Here is a 17614-nt window from a genome sequence, read left to right on the forward strand (position 1 = left end):
ATGGCATGGATTTTAGCAGAGTAGGGTGCGGCCTGGATAACTCCTTGCCTAAAGACTTTGCGACGCCGGCCGAAACATTCGGTAACTGCGCACCTGATATCGGTCAATTATGATTGCGCCCCGCATCATTCCCGGAGGAACTCATTCGTGCAACTCTCATTCGGTCAAAAGCTACTGATCGCTGTTGGCGTGTTAATTGTCGTTATCATGGCGGCGTTTACGTTTACCGCTGATCGTCGGTTGCAAAGTACCACCAACACCTATGTATTCGCGATGCTGGATGATGCCGTTAAACAAAGCACTGCCAGCATTGCGGACTGGCTGAACACGCGACTGGATATGACCGAGGCGACAGCCCAGGCACTGACCGATACCCGTATGGAAGCCCAGGCACGCACCGTCATGAACGCCATGACAGAGGGCAGTGGCGCGAAGGATGTGTATGTGGGCACGATCGATGGTCGTATGATCATGCGCACGCAAGAGACCGAGCGGGGTTTGCCCGCGGATTTCGACCCGCGGGAGCGGCCCTGGTACAAGCAGGCGCGTGAGCAGGGTAAGGCGTCTTTCACCGGCACCTACCAGGATGCGCAATCCGGTGAAACCGTACTTTCGGCCATAGCGCCCGTTCGCTCCGGGTATTTTGAAGGGGTTGCCGGTATGGATATCAGCCTGAACGCCATCCAACAATTACTGGCATCTATTACCCTTGGAGACGCAGGCTACGCCGTATTGGTTAACCGGGAAGGCACCCTTCTTTTTCATCCCGACACGTCCCTGATCGGCTCCAGTGCCCGTGAGTTTCTCGGCTATGACCCCAAAATGGATGGCACGCCTGCAAAATTCGAGCGCGAGGAAACAACCTGGAGCGTCGCCTTTTTTCCGATATCCGGCGCTCGAAGCGTCGACTGGTATCTCGGGTCGGTGGTGAACTGGGACAAGATCAACAAGCCTGTGGTCGACGCCCGGGTGACCGGAATCGGGATTGCGATTGCTGGATTGCTTATAGCACTGGTCGTTCTGCACTTTGGCATTCGAGCCTTGATGGCTCCGGTACGCAGGCTCAACAAAGCGATGTCGGACATTGCCTCCGGGGATGCAGACCTGACGCAGCGGCTGGATGATAGCGTGAATGATGAGTTCGGAACGCTGGCGAAAAGTTTCAATCAGTTTGTTGCCAACATTCAACAAGTAGTGAAAGAGGTGAAAGAGCGCAGCGAAGAGCTGGCTGAAAACGTAACCTCATTGCGGGAAACCTCGCGCAGCAGCCGTTCCAGTGTCGAAGGCCAGCAGGGTGAGATCGATATGATCGCGACAGCGATTAATGAGATGTCAGCCGCCGCCGGTGAAATTGCCCAGTCTGCCCAGCAGACCGCAGAAGCAGCCGAAAATGCGGATGAGGAGAGCCGGGGCTCCCTGGAAACTGTGGCCGCCTCTCGGGATGCGGTGCAAAAGCTTTCCCGGGAAATTAACTCGGCTGCAGAGGTTATCGACACTCTGGGACAGGACGTTTCTTCAATCACCACGGTGCTGGAAGTGATTCAGGGCATTGCCGAGCAGACCAACCTGTTGGCTCTGAATGCGGCAATTGAGGCGGCTCGAGCGGGTGAAGCCGGTCGCGGATTCGCAGTTGTGGCGGATGAGGTCCGAAACCTTGCACAAAGAACCCGGGCGTCAACCGAAGAGATCAATAACATGATTGAGCGCCTGCAGAAGGGGGCGGGCAATGCAGTTGAGGTGATGAAGGCCTCTACTGCGGTCTCCAATGTCAGCATGGAAAAAGCGCAGGATGCCATGGAGTCTCTGAACAGAATTGCCGATGCCATCACCTCGATCACCCAGATGACCGCCCAGATTGCCACCGCATCAGAAGAGCAGACCTCGGTCACCGATGAGCTGAACGCGTCGATTACACGCATTGCCGATCAAGGCCAGTCGGCCGCCAAAGCGGCCAGTGAAAACGATGTGTACAGTGGACAAATCGAAACCATCGGCCACACGCTGCATGACAAGGTCAGCCGGTTCAGGGTTTAAGGCTTGTCGCTGGCGAGGTACTCAATCCGGCGCCTCAGGTCTTCCAGAGTGCGCCGGCCAATGTAATCCGAGTCGTCAGTCAGGTAGGGGTTTTCCAGCTTTAACACCGCTCTGGCCTCAAGGCCAAGTTCGGAAACCGCTTTGCCAAACGCGTTTTTCAGGTATTTTGCAAAGCTGCCGTCAATAATGGCTCGCTCAAGCCCGAGTTGCAGTCGATGGGCTGTTTGCTGATCACCGGGAGCGACAAACAGGTAAGAGGGCATAGCATAGGCCAGCAGGAGCCCGGGTTCGATGACGAGCCCCTGGGCCTTCTCCTGGCTCATATCGAACATCACTTCACTGATGCCCCTGGCGAAACAGTCAAAACGCTGGTTGTGCAACATGCCAAACAGGATTTCGTAGCGGGTGTGGGTAATGACGCTGATGCCATTCCCTTCCAGTATGGGGGTATCTGGCCAGTGCGAGCCCTGCCCAATTCGGATATTTCGGCTCTGCAGATCCTTGATGCTGTGGATATTTTCGAACTTGCTGAGATTTTCGGGTAAAACCAGGCAAACCCGAAAACCTAACAGACCACCATCAACGGGCACTGGAACCGCTGCCAGCATGGATTCGCGTTCCGGGGTTGTCGCCACGTTGGCGATATCGACAAGGCGGCTGTTCTGGTTGGCAAGCTCGCGCAGTACCCGGCCCTGGCTCAATTCCTCACTCCGGACCAGCAAGTAGTCACCGTATTCCGGTGTTTTGTCCAGCGCGAGCCTGACCAGGGCCTGAATGGCCGGATTGTCGTAGTTTCGGTACCAAAGAATGTAGTCACGACCTTCAGGCACCGACGCAGTTGAGGCGAACGCCGGCGGTACCAGCAGGACACACGTCAGGCCGACAGGGCAGAGCAGGCGCCTTACTATTCTTCCAGCATTTAAGAGCAAGCCCTTGATCCTTCAATGACGGGTGGCAGGTATGACAGGCACAACGGTGGCACGTTCAGCCTTAGATTACATCAGAAACTGTAAATTTGGCGGTACAGAATTCAAAAAAACTGTAAAACATTCTTGAAGCCGGCCTGATGCGCTGCAATCATCGCCAACCTCACCGAACAAGGAAATTCATTATGGCGATTATTGATACGCTCATTGGCACCGCCGGGCAAGTGGTTCTATCCAGCGATCCTAAAGCGACGCTGTTACAACCCTTTGAGTGGCTGAAGAAGACAGGAAGCTATGCAGCCGTTAACCGGATAGTTGGCATGGCCATCCCGTTTGCAACGCGCAATGGCTTCTCTGTTGAAGAAATGCGCCCGGGCTACGTGCGCGCCAAAGTGAAACTGAAGGGCAATAAAAACCATTTTGGCAGCCTGTACGCCGGTGCCTATTTTCTGGTGGCGGAAATTCCTGGCGGCGTGATGGCTTTGTTTGATCTGGGGCCCGCTTACACGCCGATTCTCAAGGAGATGACCCTGGAATTCCTGCAGCCAGCCAACTCTGATGTCACGGTGGAATTCTCGTTACCGCCGGAAACGGTAGCGGCTGTGCTGGCGGATGCCGATGCTACCGGGCGAGGCAAGTTCACACTGGAAGGCATTTTACGGGATAGCAAAGGTAACCACGTGGCAACCTCGCTGGCCCAGTACCGGGTGCGCAAGAAAGGTTTCAAGCCTCAGGCCTGACCAATTCCGCGCAGGGTCTCCAGGAAGATATCGCCGTACTTTTCCAGTTTGGCCGCGCCCACGCCGCTGACTTCTCCCAGCTCTTCCAGGGTTGTCGGCCGACGCTCAAGCATGTCGAACAGGGTGGTGTCGTGAAAGATCACGTAGGGCGGCACCCCCTGTTTGTCCGCCAGCGCCTTACGGCAGGCCCGCAGCGCTTCCCAGCCTTCGTGATCTGTAATCTGATCCCGCAGGTTCTGACCGGAGCGCTTTCCGGACGATTTGCTGCCAGTGGAGGCTTTGACCACCGGGTCCTTGCGCAATTCGATGCGTTGGTCACCCTTGAGAAGTGGCCGACACTGTTCGGTCAGTTGCATGGCGCCATAACCGTCTGGATCCGCACGCAGGTAGCCGTTGGCGACCAGCTGACGGAAAACCGATTTCCATTCGTTGGCTGACAGTTCGGTGCCAATGCCGTAGGTAGAAATCGCTTGATGCCCGGCCTGCACTATGCGTTCATTTTCTGACCCGCGAAGCACATCAATCAGGTAGTTCACGCCATAGCGTTGTCCGGTGCGGAACACACAAGATAATGCCTTTTGAACAGCCACCGAGCCATCCCAGGTTTCGGGCGGGTTCAGGCAGCTGTCGCAGTTACCGCAGGGTTGTTCCAGCGTGTCACCGAAATAACGGAGCAACACCTGACGTCGGCACTGAGTGACTTCGCACAGGCCGAGCATGGCGTCCAGCTTCTGGCGTTCAACCCGTTTGAACTGGTCATTGCCCTGGGATGCCTCAAGCATCTGTCGTAGTTTGATGACATCCTGAAGCCCGTAAACCATCCAGGCGGTTGAGGGTTTGCCATCGCGACCGGCACGACCTGTTTCCTGATAATAGGCTTCAAGGCTTTTCGGGAGATCCATGTGGGCAACAAAGCGAACATCGGGCTTGTCGATACCCATTCCAAAGGCAATGGTGGCGACAACGATTACACCGTCTTCACGCAGAAACCGGTCCTGATTCCTGGATCGCTGCTCGCTTGTCAGGCCTGCGTGGTAGGGCAGAGCGGTATAGCCTTTACTCGCCAGCAGTTTGGCGGTGGCATCCACCTTGTTGCGGGAAAGGCAGTAAACGATGCCGCAATCACCCGCATGTTCAGCTTTAATAAAGTCCAATAACTGTTTGTTAGCATTCGTTTTAGGCGTGATCCGGTATTGAATGTTGGGGCGATCAAAGCCGCTGATGAAATGCCGGGCCTGAGTCAGCGACAAGCGCTCGGCGATTTCCTTTCGGGTACGCTCATCGGCGGTGGCGGTCAGTGCGATACGCGGAATGCCGGGAAACGCTTCGGCCAACATACTCAGCTGAAGATAGTCAGACCGGAAATCGTGGCCCCACTGGGAAACGCAGTGGGCTTCATCGATTGCGAACAGTGATAGCGATGCGTTGTGGAGAAGCTCGATGGTGCGGGGCTGAATCAGCCGTTCCGGTGCGCAGTACAGCAGATCGAGCTCGCCAGTCATCAACGCGTATTCGGTTGCTCTGGCCTGTTCGAAATCCATGCTGGAATTCAGAAATGCCGCTCTCACACCCAGTTCACGAAGTGCATTCACCTGATCCTGCATCAAGGCTATCAAGGGAGAGATAACAATCGCGGTACCCGGACGAACCAGAGCGGGTACCTGATAGCACAACGACTTACCGCCCCCGGTAGGCATGAGTACCAACGCATCACCACCATTGACGACTTCGCGCACAATGTCGCCCTGCAGAGGGCGAAAGGTTTCGTAGCCAAACACGTCATGCAGCACCTGCTCGGGATCTTTGCAGTTGGCAGTGGGTGGCTCTTTGGTCAGTTGCTCGAAGTCATGTTCCGGATACATGAATGCTGTTAGCCTTTGGGCGAGTCTGTTTCAGGCCCGGAATGATACCAGATCCTGCATCAGGATTGGCGCATAGGGCTTTCAGATAGAGGCAAACCGGCAGCAGAACCGCTACAATACTGCACCTTCTGAGACTTCGATTAACCACTTCGAACAACAACAGGGCCCGCATGCAGGAATTTGACGCAATCCGACCGTATTCGGACGAAGAAACTGCCCCCGCCATCCACCGACTGGTCAACGATCCGGAATTCCTGACGATGATCGGCCGGTTTAAATCACCCCGCATGGCAAAGTGGGCGCCGGCATTGATGCGTGTGTTTATACGCCGCTGGCTGATCCGTCGTTTCGGTCAGATCACGCGGGTAGATGATCTGCAGGCCGGGCTGGCCGGGTACGTCGGTGAACTGGTGGAAAGCACCACCTCGAGGGTGACCCACAGCGGCCTGGAGAATCTGAGCAAAAAAAACGCTCACCTGTTTATTTCCAACCATCGGGACATCGTGTTCGACCCAATGGTTGTGAATTATCTGCTGTTTCAGAACGGGTTTCACACCACGCGAATCGCCATCGGCGACAACTTGCTCGCCAACCGTGTATTTGCAGAAATGATGCGGCTTAACAAGAGTTTTGTGGTGCGCAGAAGCATGACCAGCCCCCGTGAAATGCGAGACGCCTACCTCACACTGTCGAGCTTCATCAGCCATAGCATCGACACCAACCACAGCATCTGGATTGCCCAGCGTGAAGGCCGGGCGAAAGATGGTATTGATGTGACCGATCCGGCCATCATCAAAATGTTCTATATGAGCCGAAAGAAGTCCGGCCAGAGTTTTGATGAAGCACTGAACCGCCTGCACATTGTTCCCGTGTCCATCGCCTATGAATACGATCCGTGTGATGCGGACAAAGCCACTGAGCTGGAAGTTCGTGCTCGTACCGGCATCTACCAGAAGGCCGAGGGTGAAGACACGGATCAGATCATGAAGGGCCTGACCGGCTACAAAGGGCATGTGCATGTGCATTTTGGCGCCCCGATTGCGGATGCGCCGGACAACCCGAAAACACTGGCGGCCCGCATCGACCATGAAATGCACGCCAACTATCACCTGCATGTCTCCAATCTGGTCGCTTATCAATTACGCGGCGTGCACCCGGAGAGCCGGGAAACGCCCGACAGCGTTAGCGAAAACGTGGTTACAGCGGAAACATGGTCGCCTGCCGACCTGGAAGCCGCCAAGGCTGAAATGGAACGACGCCTGGAAGCCTGCAGTCCCGAGAGCCGCCCCTACCTGCTGGATATGTACGCCAACCCGGTGGTCAACGCTTTGGCCGCGAACAACCAAGGTGTGCCCGCGACCCCGGTCGACGACTGACTCACACCCAAAGCATGGCGCCCAATTCCAGCGGATGCGTCTGGGCCTCATGGTAGGGGCACATTCTTATCCGCAGGGTTTGAAGGCCGGGGTAGGGTGGTGTTATCCGGGCGCTGAACAGCGTTTTACCCTGGTCCTCTCCCGCTGGTTCAAGAATAAAGCGGTTCGGACCGGGTTCTGCATGGGTGCCGGTGCACTCCGGCGCGACCAGGCATTCCACTCGGACATCTTGAGGTGCCAGGCCGTTCAGTGCGACGGACACCGTTACGGTAACCGTTTCGTTCCAGGCGCAACGGTCTTCTACGCACCCGTGGGCATGAATCGTTACGCCGTGCCAGGCTTTCAGTACCCGTGCTTTCCATTCAGCCAACTCCCGGGCCAGCGCCGCATTATCGGCAGCCAGCCGAAGCCCCTGCGCGGTGGCGGGCTGGTAATAGTTTCGAACATAGTCCATCACCATCCTCTGGGCGTTAAACCTCGGGAGGATGGTTTTCATGGAGGCCTTTGAGCGGGTAACCCAGCCTCTTGAATAGCCCTGTGATGCTCGATCGTAGTAGAGCGGAATGATTTCCTGCTCCAGCAGGTCGAGCAGGTCTCGTGCTTCTTCCCGATTACGAAACTCCGGGTCCAGATCGGTATTCCTCGGCGTAATCGCCCAACCATTGGTGCCGTCGTAGCCCTCACCCCACCAGCCGTCCAGAACACTCAGGTTAAGCGCACCGTTAAGCGCAGCTTTTTCGCCGGACGTGCCACTGGCCTCCTTGGGGTACTCAGGGGTGTTCAGCCATATATCGACGCCGCTCAACAGTCGACGGGCCATTGCCTGGTCGTAATCCTCCAGCAAGAGGATATGCCCCATCAGCGAGGGTTGCATGGATAAGTCGTGGATCACTTTGATCAGTTGCTGCCCGGGCGCGTCCTGAGGGTGCGCTTTGCCTGCAAACACAATAACCACCGGGTGGTCCGGGTTGGTCAACAGGCGCTCTAGCCTGGCCAGGTCCGAGAAAATCAGGGTTGCACGCTTGTAGGTGGCAAAGCGTCGGGCGAACCCGATCACCAGTGCGTCTTTTTCCGGTGACGCCAGTTGCCTGGCCATTCTTTGGGTTACTGAATGGCCCGTGCCATTTCTATTGTGCTGGCGCCGCAATCTGCGCACGGTGAATTCTGCCATCTGTTGTTTCAGGGCTTTGTGGACACTCCAGTAGTGATAGTCCGGAATCTTGTCCACAAACTCCCAGAACGACGGGTTTCGAAGTTCGCTCTTCCAGTTCGGGGCCTGCATATCAAACAGGCTGGCCCACTCCGGTGCCAGGAAAGTCGGCACATGCACGCCATTGGTGATGTAACCGATCGGGTTTTCATCTGGGGGAATCTGGGGCCAGATATCACTTTCCATCTGTGAGGCCACACCGCCATGAATTCGGCTGACCCCGTTGTGAAAGCGTGAGCCGCACAGGCCCAGACTGGTCATATTGAAACTGTCTCCGCCGTTCCTGGCTCCCAGGGTGAAGACCTGATCGAAATCCAGGCCAGATTGTTCAAGATATGGGCCAAGGTTGTGGGCAAGAAGTTCCCTGGGAAAAATGTCATGGCCTGCCGCGACTGGCGTATGGGTGGTAAACAGTGTTGCACCGGCGACGGCCTCCAGTGCAGCATCAAAGGTTAATCCTGTGGTCATCGCTATCCGACACCGTTCCAGTATCTGAAACGCAGCATGGCCTTCATTGATATGCCAGGCTGTAGGCTCAATACCTAGCCCCTTTAGTACACGGGTTCCGCCGATGCCGAGGAGCATCTCCTGACTGATTCGGGTGGATGAATCGCCGCCGTACAGTTGCAAGGTGAGCTGCCTGTCCTCCGCGTTGTCCGCGTTGTTCTCCGGGGTGTTTGAGTCAAGCAGATACAGGCAAATATGGCCAACACGGGCTTGCCATACCCGGGCGTGTACGTCTCGACCGGGAAAGGGGACCGAAATGGTCATTTGCTTGCCGTCCGCTTCTACGGGCGAGATGGGCAGCTCGTCACTCGCGTGGCATTGATAGCGGGCAATCTGGTGGCCCTGAGCATCGATAGTCTGGATGAAGTAGCCCTGCTGATACAGCAAGCCTACGGCGACAAAGGGCAGCCCCAGATCACTGGCCGCCTTGCAATGGTCGCCGGCCAGAATACCCAGGCCGCCGGAGTAGATAGGAAAACTTTCGTGGAAGCCGAATTCGGCACAAAAATAGGCCACCAGGCTGCTATCTGAAGCCAGCGCCTCTTGAACTTCAGGGCCTGGCTCGGCTTCAAGGTAGGCCTCATAACTGGACAATACGCGCCGATATTCGGCGAGGAAAACCCGGTCGTCGGCAGCTTCGGTCAGGCGTTGCTGGGATACACGGCGCAGAAAAAGTTTTGGGTTGTGTTCAACCTTCTGCCACAACCGAAGATCAATGCGAGCAAACAGGCTGCGCACGCCGTGATCCCAGCTGTAGAAAAGATCGTTGGCCAGCACTTCCAGCTGCCCAATGGCTTCTGGAACCTGGGGCCGGGCTTCCAGTCTGAATTCGGTTGCCTTATGCATGATATGACGTCCTTGCGGCCACGGGTGCCGGGTTAATCATCGTGAATACTGTAGGGGTCGGCCAATAATCTCTGATAGAGGTCTCCATACTCCCGCGCTCTTTGTCTCCAGGAGTAGTCAGCCGCCATTCCGTTTTCCTGTAATTGCCGCCAGGCTTTCCGCTTTGCTAAAACCTCCAGGGCACGACGGATGGTTTTGAACAAAGCATCAGGTGTTGGCTCCCTGAACACAAAGCCGTTCGCGTTTGCAGCGCTATCGTCTTCGGGGTCGAACACGGTGTCATTCAAACCGCCAACACCGTGTACGACTGGCACGGTGCCATAGCGCAGGCTGTACATCTGGTTCAGCCCGCAGGGCTCAAAACGGGAGGGCATCAAATACAGATCGCTGCCTGCAGTAATCCGGTGCGCCAGACCCTCGTTGTAACCCAGAGTTAACGACAACTGCTGAGGCCATTCCCGGGCAAGTTCCTGCAGGCGATCCTGGTAGTGAGCCTGGCCGGCCCCCAGCATAGCGAACTGGCAACCGGACTCGAGCAGCGGCCGGAGCACAGCCAGAATCCAGTCCAGGCCCTTTTGTTCAACCAATCGGCCGACAAATCCGAATAAGGGGGCTCCCGTTACCTCCAGGCCCATATCCTGTTGCAGCCTGGCCTTACACTGGGCCTTGTTTTTCAGATTGCCGGGGCCGAAGTGAAAATCCAGCCAGGGATCTTCCGCGGGGTCCCATATGCGGGTATCGATGCCATTCAGGATGCCGATCAGTTGCGGCGAGCGGTGCCTGAGCAACCCGTCCAGACCGTATCCGAACCAGGGCGTTTGTATTTCGTTGGCATAGCTGGGGCTGACAGTCGTAATGGCGTCACTGAAGACCAGCCCCCCTTTGATGAAGGACAGCTGGTCGTGGAATTCAAGCAAATCATAGCGCCAGAGGTAATCCGGCAGACCCAGAGCTCTGAAGGTTTCGTGGGAGAATAGTCCCTGGTAGGCAAGGTTGTGGACGGTGAAAACCGTCTTTGGTGGGTGCTGAACATTGCCCAACAACACCGGGATTAACCCGGTTTGCCAGTCGTTGCAGTGCACTATGTCTGGCCGCCGGCTCAAGTCCAGCTGTCCGGCAGCCATCATCGCGCCAATCTGGCCAAATAAGTGAAACCGGTGCGCGTTGTCCCACCAGTCTTCCCCGTCATCATTCTGGTACGGGCTGTCGCCCGTCCGGTCAAACAGAGCAGGGCAGTCCACCAACCAGAGAGTAACCGCCGTGCCCGGCAGACGGGTCTGCCAAAGCGACACGTCATATTGGCCATGCCTGAATCGGATTTTCCTGCGTGAACCGGCGTCCCTGGCTGCTTTCAAGGCAGCCGGGTATCCGGGCAACAATATCTGACAGTCATAACCCAGTTTGCAGAGGGCTTCCGGCAAGCTGGCAGAGACGTCCGCCAGGCCCCCGGTTTTGACCAGCGGGTACACCTCACTGGTGGCAAAGAGGATACGGGTCATGATTCGGCCCTCAGTATCATTAGCCCCAGGGGTGGCAAAGTCAGCTCCAGGGAGCAGGGGCGGCCCATCCAGCTGTCCGGCGAGGCCGATAATGGCAGTGGATTACCGAGGTTGCTGCCACCGTAATAGCTGGAATCGGAGTTGAAAATTTCCTGCCAGTGACCTCCAGCGGGCACGCCAATCCGGTAGTGGTGGCGGGGCAACGGCGTAAAATTGATGATGACGACCAGCACCTGTCCATCGGCGGACTCTTTGCGCAGGTAGCTGACCACTGATTGAGTGGAGTCATGGCAATCAATCCACTCAAAGCCTTCCGGACTGAAACTGCATTTGTACAGCGCGGGCTGGCTGCGGTAGAGACCGTTGAGGTCCTGAACCAGCTTGTAGATGCCTTGGTGCTCCGGGTATTGGAGAAGCTCCCAGTCCAGCTCACGTTTCTCGCTCCATTCCCGGCGTTGGCCAAATTCTCCGCCCATAAACAGAAGTTTGGCACCCGGGTAGGTGAACATGTAGCTGAACAGCAACCGAAGGGACGCGCGCTGCTGCCACTCATCCCCCGGCATTTTTTGAATCAGGCTGGATTTTCCATGCACAACTTCATCGTGGGACAGCGGCAGCAGGAAGTTCTCACTGTAGGCATACAGCAACCCGAAGGTCAGTTTCTCGTGATGGTACTGTCGGTAAACCGGGTCTTGCTGAAGGTAGTCCAGGGTGTCGTGCATCCACCCCATGTTCCACTTCAGATTAAAGCCAAGGCCACCTATTTCCGGGGGCCTTGTGACTCGGGGCCAGGAGGTGGACTCCTCAGCCATCATCAGCGCGCCGGGAAACCGGCCCTGACACACTTTGTTCAGGTCTTGCAGAAAATCGATGGCTTCAAGGTTTTCATGGCCGCCATGCTGGTTGGGTACCCATTCGCCCGCCTTGCGGGAGTAGTTGAGGTACAGCATGGAGGCAACAGCATCGACTCGAAGGCCGTCCAGATGGAATGTGTCGAGCCAGAACAGGGCGCTGCCGATCAGAAAGTTTCGAACCTCATGGCGCCCGTAATTGTAAATCAGGGTGCCCCAGTCCTGGTGTCGGCCCCGGCGGGGATCCTCGTGTTCATACAACGCGGTGCCATCAAAGAGGGCGAGGGCATAGTCGTCATCCGGAAAATGACCGGGTACCCAATCGAGGATAACGCCAATATTGTTTTTGTGGCACTGGTCCACCAGGTATCTGAGGTCGTCCGGGCTGCCGTAACGACTGGATGGCGCATAATAGCCCGTCGTTTGATAACCCCAGGATTCGTCCAGCGGGTGCTCGGTTATCGGCAACAGTTCGATATGGGTAAAACCGGTTTCGAGCACATAAGGCACCAGCTGTTCAGCTAATTCCCGGTAGGAGAGCCAGCGGCCTGAACCATGATGCCGCCAGGAACCGGGGTGCACCTCATAGATAGAAATCGGACTGCGTTGCCAGTCAAAACGGGCGCGCCGGTCAAGCCAGTCACCGTCACTCCAGGGAAACGGACTGCGTTCCGTGACAACGGCGGCGTTGGCGGGTCGTTGCTCGAAGGCCTGTCCGTAGGGGTCGGTTTTAATGGCCTGCTTTCCATGGCGGGTTGTAATGGAGAATTTATACAGTGCGCCGGGATGAACGCCTGGAATAAATGCGTACCAGACACCGTAGCCTTCAGTGGGCTGAAGCGGCGTTTGGGTGGCATCCCAGCCGTTGAAATCGCCAATCACAGCGACGGCGCGGGCATTGGGTGCCCAGACCGCAAACCGGACGCCTTCCACGCCCTGGTGCTTGATTGGGTGAGCGCCCAGCACGTTGTAGATATGCCAGTGGCGGCCTTCCGAGAAAAGATGAAGGTCGAAATCATTGAGAGCGGGGCTTTCCATAGACCTCATATTCCCGAACAGGTGGCTATCAGTTCTGCCTTTGTCATTGGACGCTTTTGCGTTTGTGCAGAAAATGACCTATGACAAATGTACGTCACAATACAATGCTAGTGTTGCGTGAATATAGATTACGTCAAGTTTGTGTCGGTTATTGTTCTGATATCAGGGAAGCTGTTATGCAAACCGCCAAGCGTTATGTCAGCCGCCTTACGCGGCAAACTCTGGCACTGGTTCTTGCCGGTGGCCGTGGCAGTCGATTGCACGATCTTACGAAATGGCGAGCCAAACCTGCCGTTCCCTTCGGCGGCAAGTTCCGCATCATCGATTTCCCGTTATCTAACTGCATCAACTCGGGGATTGGCCAGGTGGGGGTTATCACCCAATACAAATCCCATTCCCTGATCCGCCATATTCAGCGTGGATGGGGCTTTTTGCGCGGAGAACTGGGGGAGTTTGTAGAGTTGCTGCCTGCCCAACAACGAATAGAAACCTCGTGGTACGAAGGTACCGCCAATGCCGTGCTTCAGAATCTCGACATCATCAAAAGCCACGAACCGGAATACGTTCTGATTCTGGCCGGTGATCACGTTTACAAAATGGACTACGGCACCATGCTGGCAGCTCATGTGGAGCAGGACGCCGATATTACCGTCGGTTGCATTGAAGTCCCTATCGAAGAAGCCTCAGCTTTTGGCGTAATGGCGGTCGACAAGGAACTGCGAATCACCGAGTTCAAGGAAAAGCCCGACAATCCGCAGCCCATGCCCGGTCAGCCCGGTAAAGCACTGGCCTCAATGGGCATCTACGTTTTCAGTACGCGCATATTGTTCGATGAGTTGCTGCGTGACCAACAGCTGGATGGAACATCTTCCCACGATTTTGGAAAAGACATTATTCCGACTGTTATCGAAAGGCTGAAAGTATGCGCGTTCCCGTTCCGGGACCCGGTGAATAACAAGGTTGCCTATTGGCGTGATGTGGGGACCATTGATTCGTTGTGGCAAGCTAACCTTGAGCTTATTGGCATCAGCCCTGAGCTGAACCTCTACGATTCCAATTGGCCCATCTGGACATACCAGGAACAATTACCCCCGGCGAAGTTTGTGTTCGACGATGATAACCGGCGGGGTACCGCCGTTGACTCCATGGTGGCGGGAGGCTGTATTGTCTCCGGTGCGCTGGTTCGCCACTCTTTGCTGTTCTCCCAGGTGAGGGTGCATTCCTTCTCAACAGTAGAAGATTCCGTGATCTTTCCGGACGTCGATATCGGCCGTCACTGCCATATCCGCAAAGCCGTTATTGACCGGGGTTGCAAAATACCCGAAGGCACGCGCATCGGATTTGACCACGAATCAGACCAACGCCGTTTTCATGTCTCCCCTAAAGGTGTTGTTCTGGTGACTCCCGAGATGCTCGGGCAGGACTACCCCCATGGCCTCTGATACTCGCACCCCCGTAGTTTTTTGCTGGCACATGCACCAGCCGGACTACCAGGATCACATCACCGGGGAGTTTTTGTTTCCGTGGGTGTATCTGCACTGCATAAAAGATTACGTGGATATGGCTGCCCACCTGGAGGCACATCCTGGGGCCCGGGCTGTCATCAATTTCGCCCCCATCCTACTCGAACAGATAGAGGAATATCAGGTACAGATTGCACGTTGGCGACACAGCGGATCGGCCATGGGTGACCCTGTGCTGGCGGCATTGGTGTCTGAGGCATTGCCAGAGCCTGGTTCGCCGGGCTTTCTCGAGCTGATGGAAAAGTGTCTGCGCGCCAATGCGCACCGTATCATCAAACGTTTTGCACCTTACCTGAGGTTGTCCGAACTTGCCGGGTTTTACCGCACACGGCCAGACATTCAACGCTATATATCGCCCCAGTTTCTGGCCGATTTGCTGGTTTGGTACCACCTGGGCTGGATGGGTGAAACGGTGCGCCGAACACACCCGGTTATCCGGAGCCTACAGGAAAAGGGTCATCAGTTTTCCCTGGAAGACCGGCGCGCGCTGCTGGATGTGGTGGCCGAGCAGATGGCCAGCCTGGCACCCCGTTACCGGCACCTGGCTCAAACCGGGCAGGTGGAGCTGGCCATGAGCCCCTGGGCGCATCCGATTGTGCCTCTGCTGATAGATCTGGGTTCCGCCCGGGAAGCAATGCCAGACATCAGCCTGCCCGGCACTAACCAGTACCCCGGCGGCACCGAGCGAGCCGTTTGGCACCTTGAAGAGGGTAGAAAGGTGTTTCATCGCTTTTTTGGTACCGAACCTGTTGGCTGTTGGGCCTCGGAGGGTGCATTGAGCCAGGCAACGCTTTCACTGTTGCAGCAGAATGGTTTCCGATGGAGTGCCAGCGGTGATTCCGTTATCCATAACAGCCTGAACCTCGCTAAAGCCCAGGGCGTCATAAAAAAAGAACTTGGGATTCACCGGCCATTTCGCTTTGGTGAAGAATCGCCGACGGTTTTTTTCCGTGATGATGGGCTGTCGGATCTCATTGGCTTTACCTATGCCGACTGGCACGCCAAAGATGCAGTGGCGGACCTGGTTCATCATATGGAGAACATTGCCGCGGCCTGCCAGCGGGATGGCAATGCCGTTATTTCTGTCATTCTCGATGGTGAAAATGCCTGGGAGTACTATCCCGAGAATGGATTTTACTTCCTGGATGAGCTTTACCGGGTCCTTGCCGACCACGCGTCGTTGCGCTTGACGACCTATCACGATCTGGTGCAAGTGCAAGACAGCGAACCAGAGCGGCTTCCTCACCTGGTGGCCGGCAGCTGGATCTATGGCACATTCTCCACCTGGATTGGTGATCCGGACAAAAACCGTGCCTGGGAACTGCTGTGTGAGGCAAAGCACCACTACGATAAAGCCATGGATAACGGAACCTTGTCGTCTGAGCAAAAAGCCAGGGCCTGCCGGCAACTTGGGCTGTGCGAAGGATCGGATTGGTTCTGGTGGTTTGGCGACTACAATCCGGCTGCTGTCGTCAGGGATTTTGAACACCTGTACCGTCGTCACCTGGTGAATCTGTACGATGCAATAGGTTACCCCGCGCCTTCCAGCCTCTTCCAGCCTTTGAGTCAGGGCGGTGGAGAACCCGCCCGTGGCGGTGCGATGCGGCCCGGCCATGAGCCCGGAAACCAACCATGACAGACCGATTACCGCCAATTCCGGTGTTTACCCGGCGCCGGGCAGGGGTGTTGCTCCACCCAACAGCGCTGCCAGGTTGTCACGGAAAACTGGGCCTGCACGCACGGCAATTTGTAAACTTCCTGGTAGAAGCCGGTATGACGGTTTGGCAGGCGCTCCCGACCGGGCCCACGCATCCCGACCTGTCGCCTTACCAGTCGTTGTCCGCACATGCGGGTAATCCGGCGCTGATTGATTTATGCGATTTGATCGAACCTGGCCTGGTGGCTGAGGCTTCGCTGAAAGAGCCCCGCCATCAATTACTGGCATCTGTGGCAGAGCGCTTTCTGGGTGGGCGCTATACCGCTACGCCCCAAATGAATCCAGAGGTTTGGCAGCAGTTTGTTTCTGATCACGCCAGTTGGCTGGACGATTTCGCCTTGTTCATGGCAATCAGGGAGCAAGTTGGAGGCTCGAACTGGACTGACTGGCCGGAACCGCTCCGCAAACGCGATCCTGCGGCGCTTGCCGAGTTTGTTCGGCACCATAGCGACACCGTAGAGCGGGTCCGGGTTGAACAGTTTCTGTTTCATGTACAGTGGCGGGCGCTTCGCCAATACGCCAGAGATCGGGGTGTCCTGTTTTTCGGAGACATACCCATCTTCGTCGCCCATGACAGTGCGGATGTGTGGGCCAACCCTGAGCTGTTCAAACTCGACCAAAACGGCCAGCCCACCGTTGTTGCCGGTGTTCCGCCAGACTATTTTTCACCGGAAGGACAGCACTGGGGCAACCCTTTGTATGACTGGTCAGCCATGGCAGCAGAGGGGTACCGGTGGTGGATTGCCAGGCTGAATAGCCAGAGGGAGTTGTTCGATCTGTTGAGAATCGATCATTTCCGTGGTTTGCAGGCATTCTGGGAAATTCCATCAGAAGCACCGAGTGCGGCAAACGGATACTGGGTGTCAGGCCCGGCTGATGATTTCCTGTCGGCCTGCTTTGAATCCTTACCGGATTTGCCGCTTGTTGCCGAAAATCTTGGCATTATCGGTGAGGATGTTGAACAGCTTCGCCACCGTTTCCGGCTGCCCGGCATGACGGTTATGCAGTTTGGCTTCGACGGCAGTCCAACCAATCCGCATTTGCTGCATAACCACCAGGCCGATGATCTGGTTTATACGGGCACCCACGATAACGACACCACTCTGGGGTGGTACAGAAGCCTGGATAAACCGACACGAGACCATGTAAACCGATACCTGAGAGTGTCTGGAGCCGATCAGGCTAAGCATCCCTGGCCAGTCATACAGGCTGCAATGGGGTCCGTGTCCCGGCTTGTTATTGTGCCGATGCAGGATCTCCTGGGGCTCGGATCAGAGGCAAGATTCAACACACCTGGCACCACCGAAAATAACTGGTCATGGAAGCTTCCCGATAACTATCAGCAGCTTGAAAGCACCGAACGTATGCGGGACGTGGTGCAGCTTTATGGGCGGTAAACTTACCTCTGGTTAAATATTGATCAGCGTCAACCCGAGTTAAACAGAACACGCTATAAAGAACAGGAAGGGTGAAGAGGTGTTGTCT

At 56.1% G+C, this 17614-nt stretch carries 11 protein-coding genes; 6 read left to right on the forward strand and 5 right to left on the reverse strand.

The window, feature by feature from the left end; genetic code table 11:
- Positions 1–147: 147 nt before the first annotated feature.
- Positions 148–2034 carry a methyl-accepting chemotaxis protein gene (locus QPL95_RS03570; protein ID WP_303289621.1) on the forward strand — a complete coding sequence of 629 codons (1887 nt, stop codon included), beginning with the start codon at positions 148–150 and terminating at the stop codon, positions 2032–2034.
- Here the strand turns inward: QPL95_RS03570 and QPL95_RS03575 are convergent.
- Positions 2031–2963: a hypothetical protein gene (locus QPL95_RS03575; protein WP_368389719.1), complete on the reverse strand. Its 933-nt coding sequence runs from the start codon at positions 2961–2963 to the stop codon at positions 2031–2033. The genes QPL95_RS03570 and QPL95_RS03575 overlap by 4 nt on opposite strands.
- Before the next feature lie 182 nt (positions 2964–3145).
- Between QPL95_RS03575 and QPL95_RS03580 the strand changes: the two genes are divergently transcribed.
- On the forward strand, positions 3146–3700 hold the full coding sequence (locus QPL95_RS03580; protein ID WP_303289622.1) for a YiiD C-terminal domain-containing protein: 555 nt from the start codon (positions 3146–3148) through the stop codon (positions 3698–3700).
- Here the strand turns inward: QPL95_RS03580 and recQ are convergent.
- Complete coding sequence (gene recQ, locus QPL95_RS03585) at positions 3691–5562, reverse strand: DNA helicase RecQ (protein WP_303289623.1); 1872 nt, start codon at positions 5560–5562, stop codon at positions 3691–3693. The genes QPL95_RS03580 and recQ overlap by 10 nt on opposite strands.
- A 170-nt stretch (positions 5563–5732) precedes the next feature.
- Here recQ and QPL95_RS03590 point away from each other — a divergent pair, with 170 nt between their 5' ends.
- Positions 5733–6938 (forward strand): 1-acyl-sn-glycerol-3-phosphate acyltransferase, encoded by a 1206-nt coding sequence (locus QPL95_RS03590; protein WP_303289624.1) that lies wholly within the window; start codon positions 5733–5735, stop codon positions 6936–6938.
- 1 nt (position 6939) lies between these two features.
- Here the strand turns inward: QPL95_RS03590 and glgP are convergent, their stop codons facing one another.
- Genes glgP through glgB form a run of 3 tightly spaced genes read right to left on the reverse strand, consistent with a single transcriptional unit; the run spans position 6940 to position 12889 of the window.
- On the reverse strand, positions 6940–9501 hold the full coding sequence (gene glgP / locus QPL95_RS03595) for an alpha-glucan family phosphorylase (RefSeq protein ID WP_303289625.1): 2562 nt from the start codon (positions 9499–9501) through the stop codon (positions 6940–6942).
- 32 nt (positions 9502–9533) lie between these two features.
- Positions 9534–11000, reverse strand: coding sequence for a glycogen synthase GlgA (gene glgA / locus QPL95_RS03600; protein WP_303289626.1), 1467 nt, complete (start codon positions 10998–11000; stop codon positions 9534–9536).
- Positions 10997–12889, reverse strand: a complete 1893-nt coding sequence (glgB, locus tag QPL95_RS03605) for a 1,4-alpha-glucan branching protein GlgB (RefSeq protein WP_303289627.1) — start codon at positions 12887–12889, stop codon at positions 10997–10999. Before glgB ends, glgA begins: the two co-directional genes overlap by 4 nt.
- A gap of 176 nt (positions 12890–13065) precedes the next feature.
- On the opposite strand from glgB, the gene glgC reads away from it, so the two are divergent.
- Genes glgC through malQ form a run of 3 tightly spaced genes read left to right on the forward strand, consistent with a single transcriptional unit; the run spans position 13066 to position 17526 of the window.
- Positions 13066–14331, forward strand: coding sequence for a glucose-1-phosphate adenylyltransferase (gene glgC, locus QPL95_RS03610; RefSeq protein WP_303289628.1), 1266 nt, complete (start codon positions 13066–13068; stop codon positions 14329–14331).
- On the forward strand, positions 14321–16048 hold the full coding sequence (locus QPL95_RS03615) for a glycoside hydrolase family 57 protein (protein ID WP_303289629.1): 1728 nt from the start codon (positions 14321–14323) through the stop codon (positions 16046–16048). The genes glgC and QPL95_RS03615 overlap by 11 nt, the downstream gene beginning before the upstream one ends.
- Positions 16045–17526: a 4-alpha-glucanotransferase gene (gene malQ, locus QPL95_RS03620; RefSeq protein WP_303289630.1), complete on the forward strand. Its 1482-nt coding sequence runs from the start codon at positions 16045–16047 to the stop codon at positions 17524–17526. The genes QPL95_RS03615 and malQ overlap by 4 nt, the downstream gene beginning before the upstream one ends.
- The last annotated feature ends 88 nt before the right edge of the window (positions 17527–17614 follow it).

This window comes from Marinobacter sp. SS5-14b (genome assembly GCF_030541005.1).
Taxonomy (GTDB): domain Bacteria; phylum Pseudomonadota; class Gammaproteobacteria; order Pseudomonadales; family Oleiphilaceae; genus Marinobacter.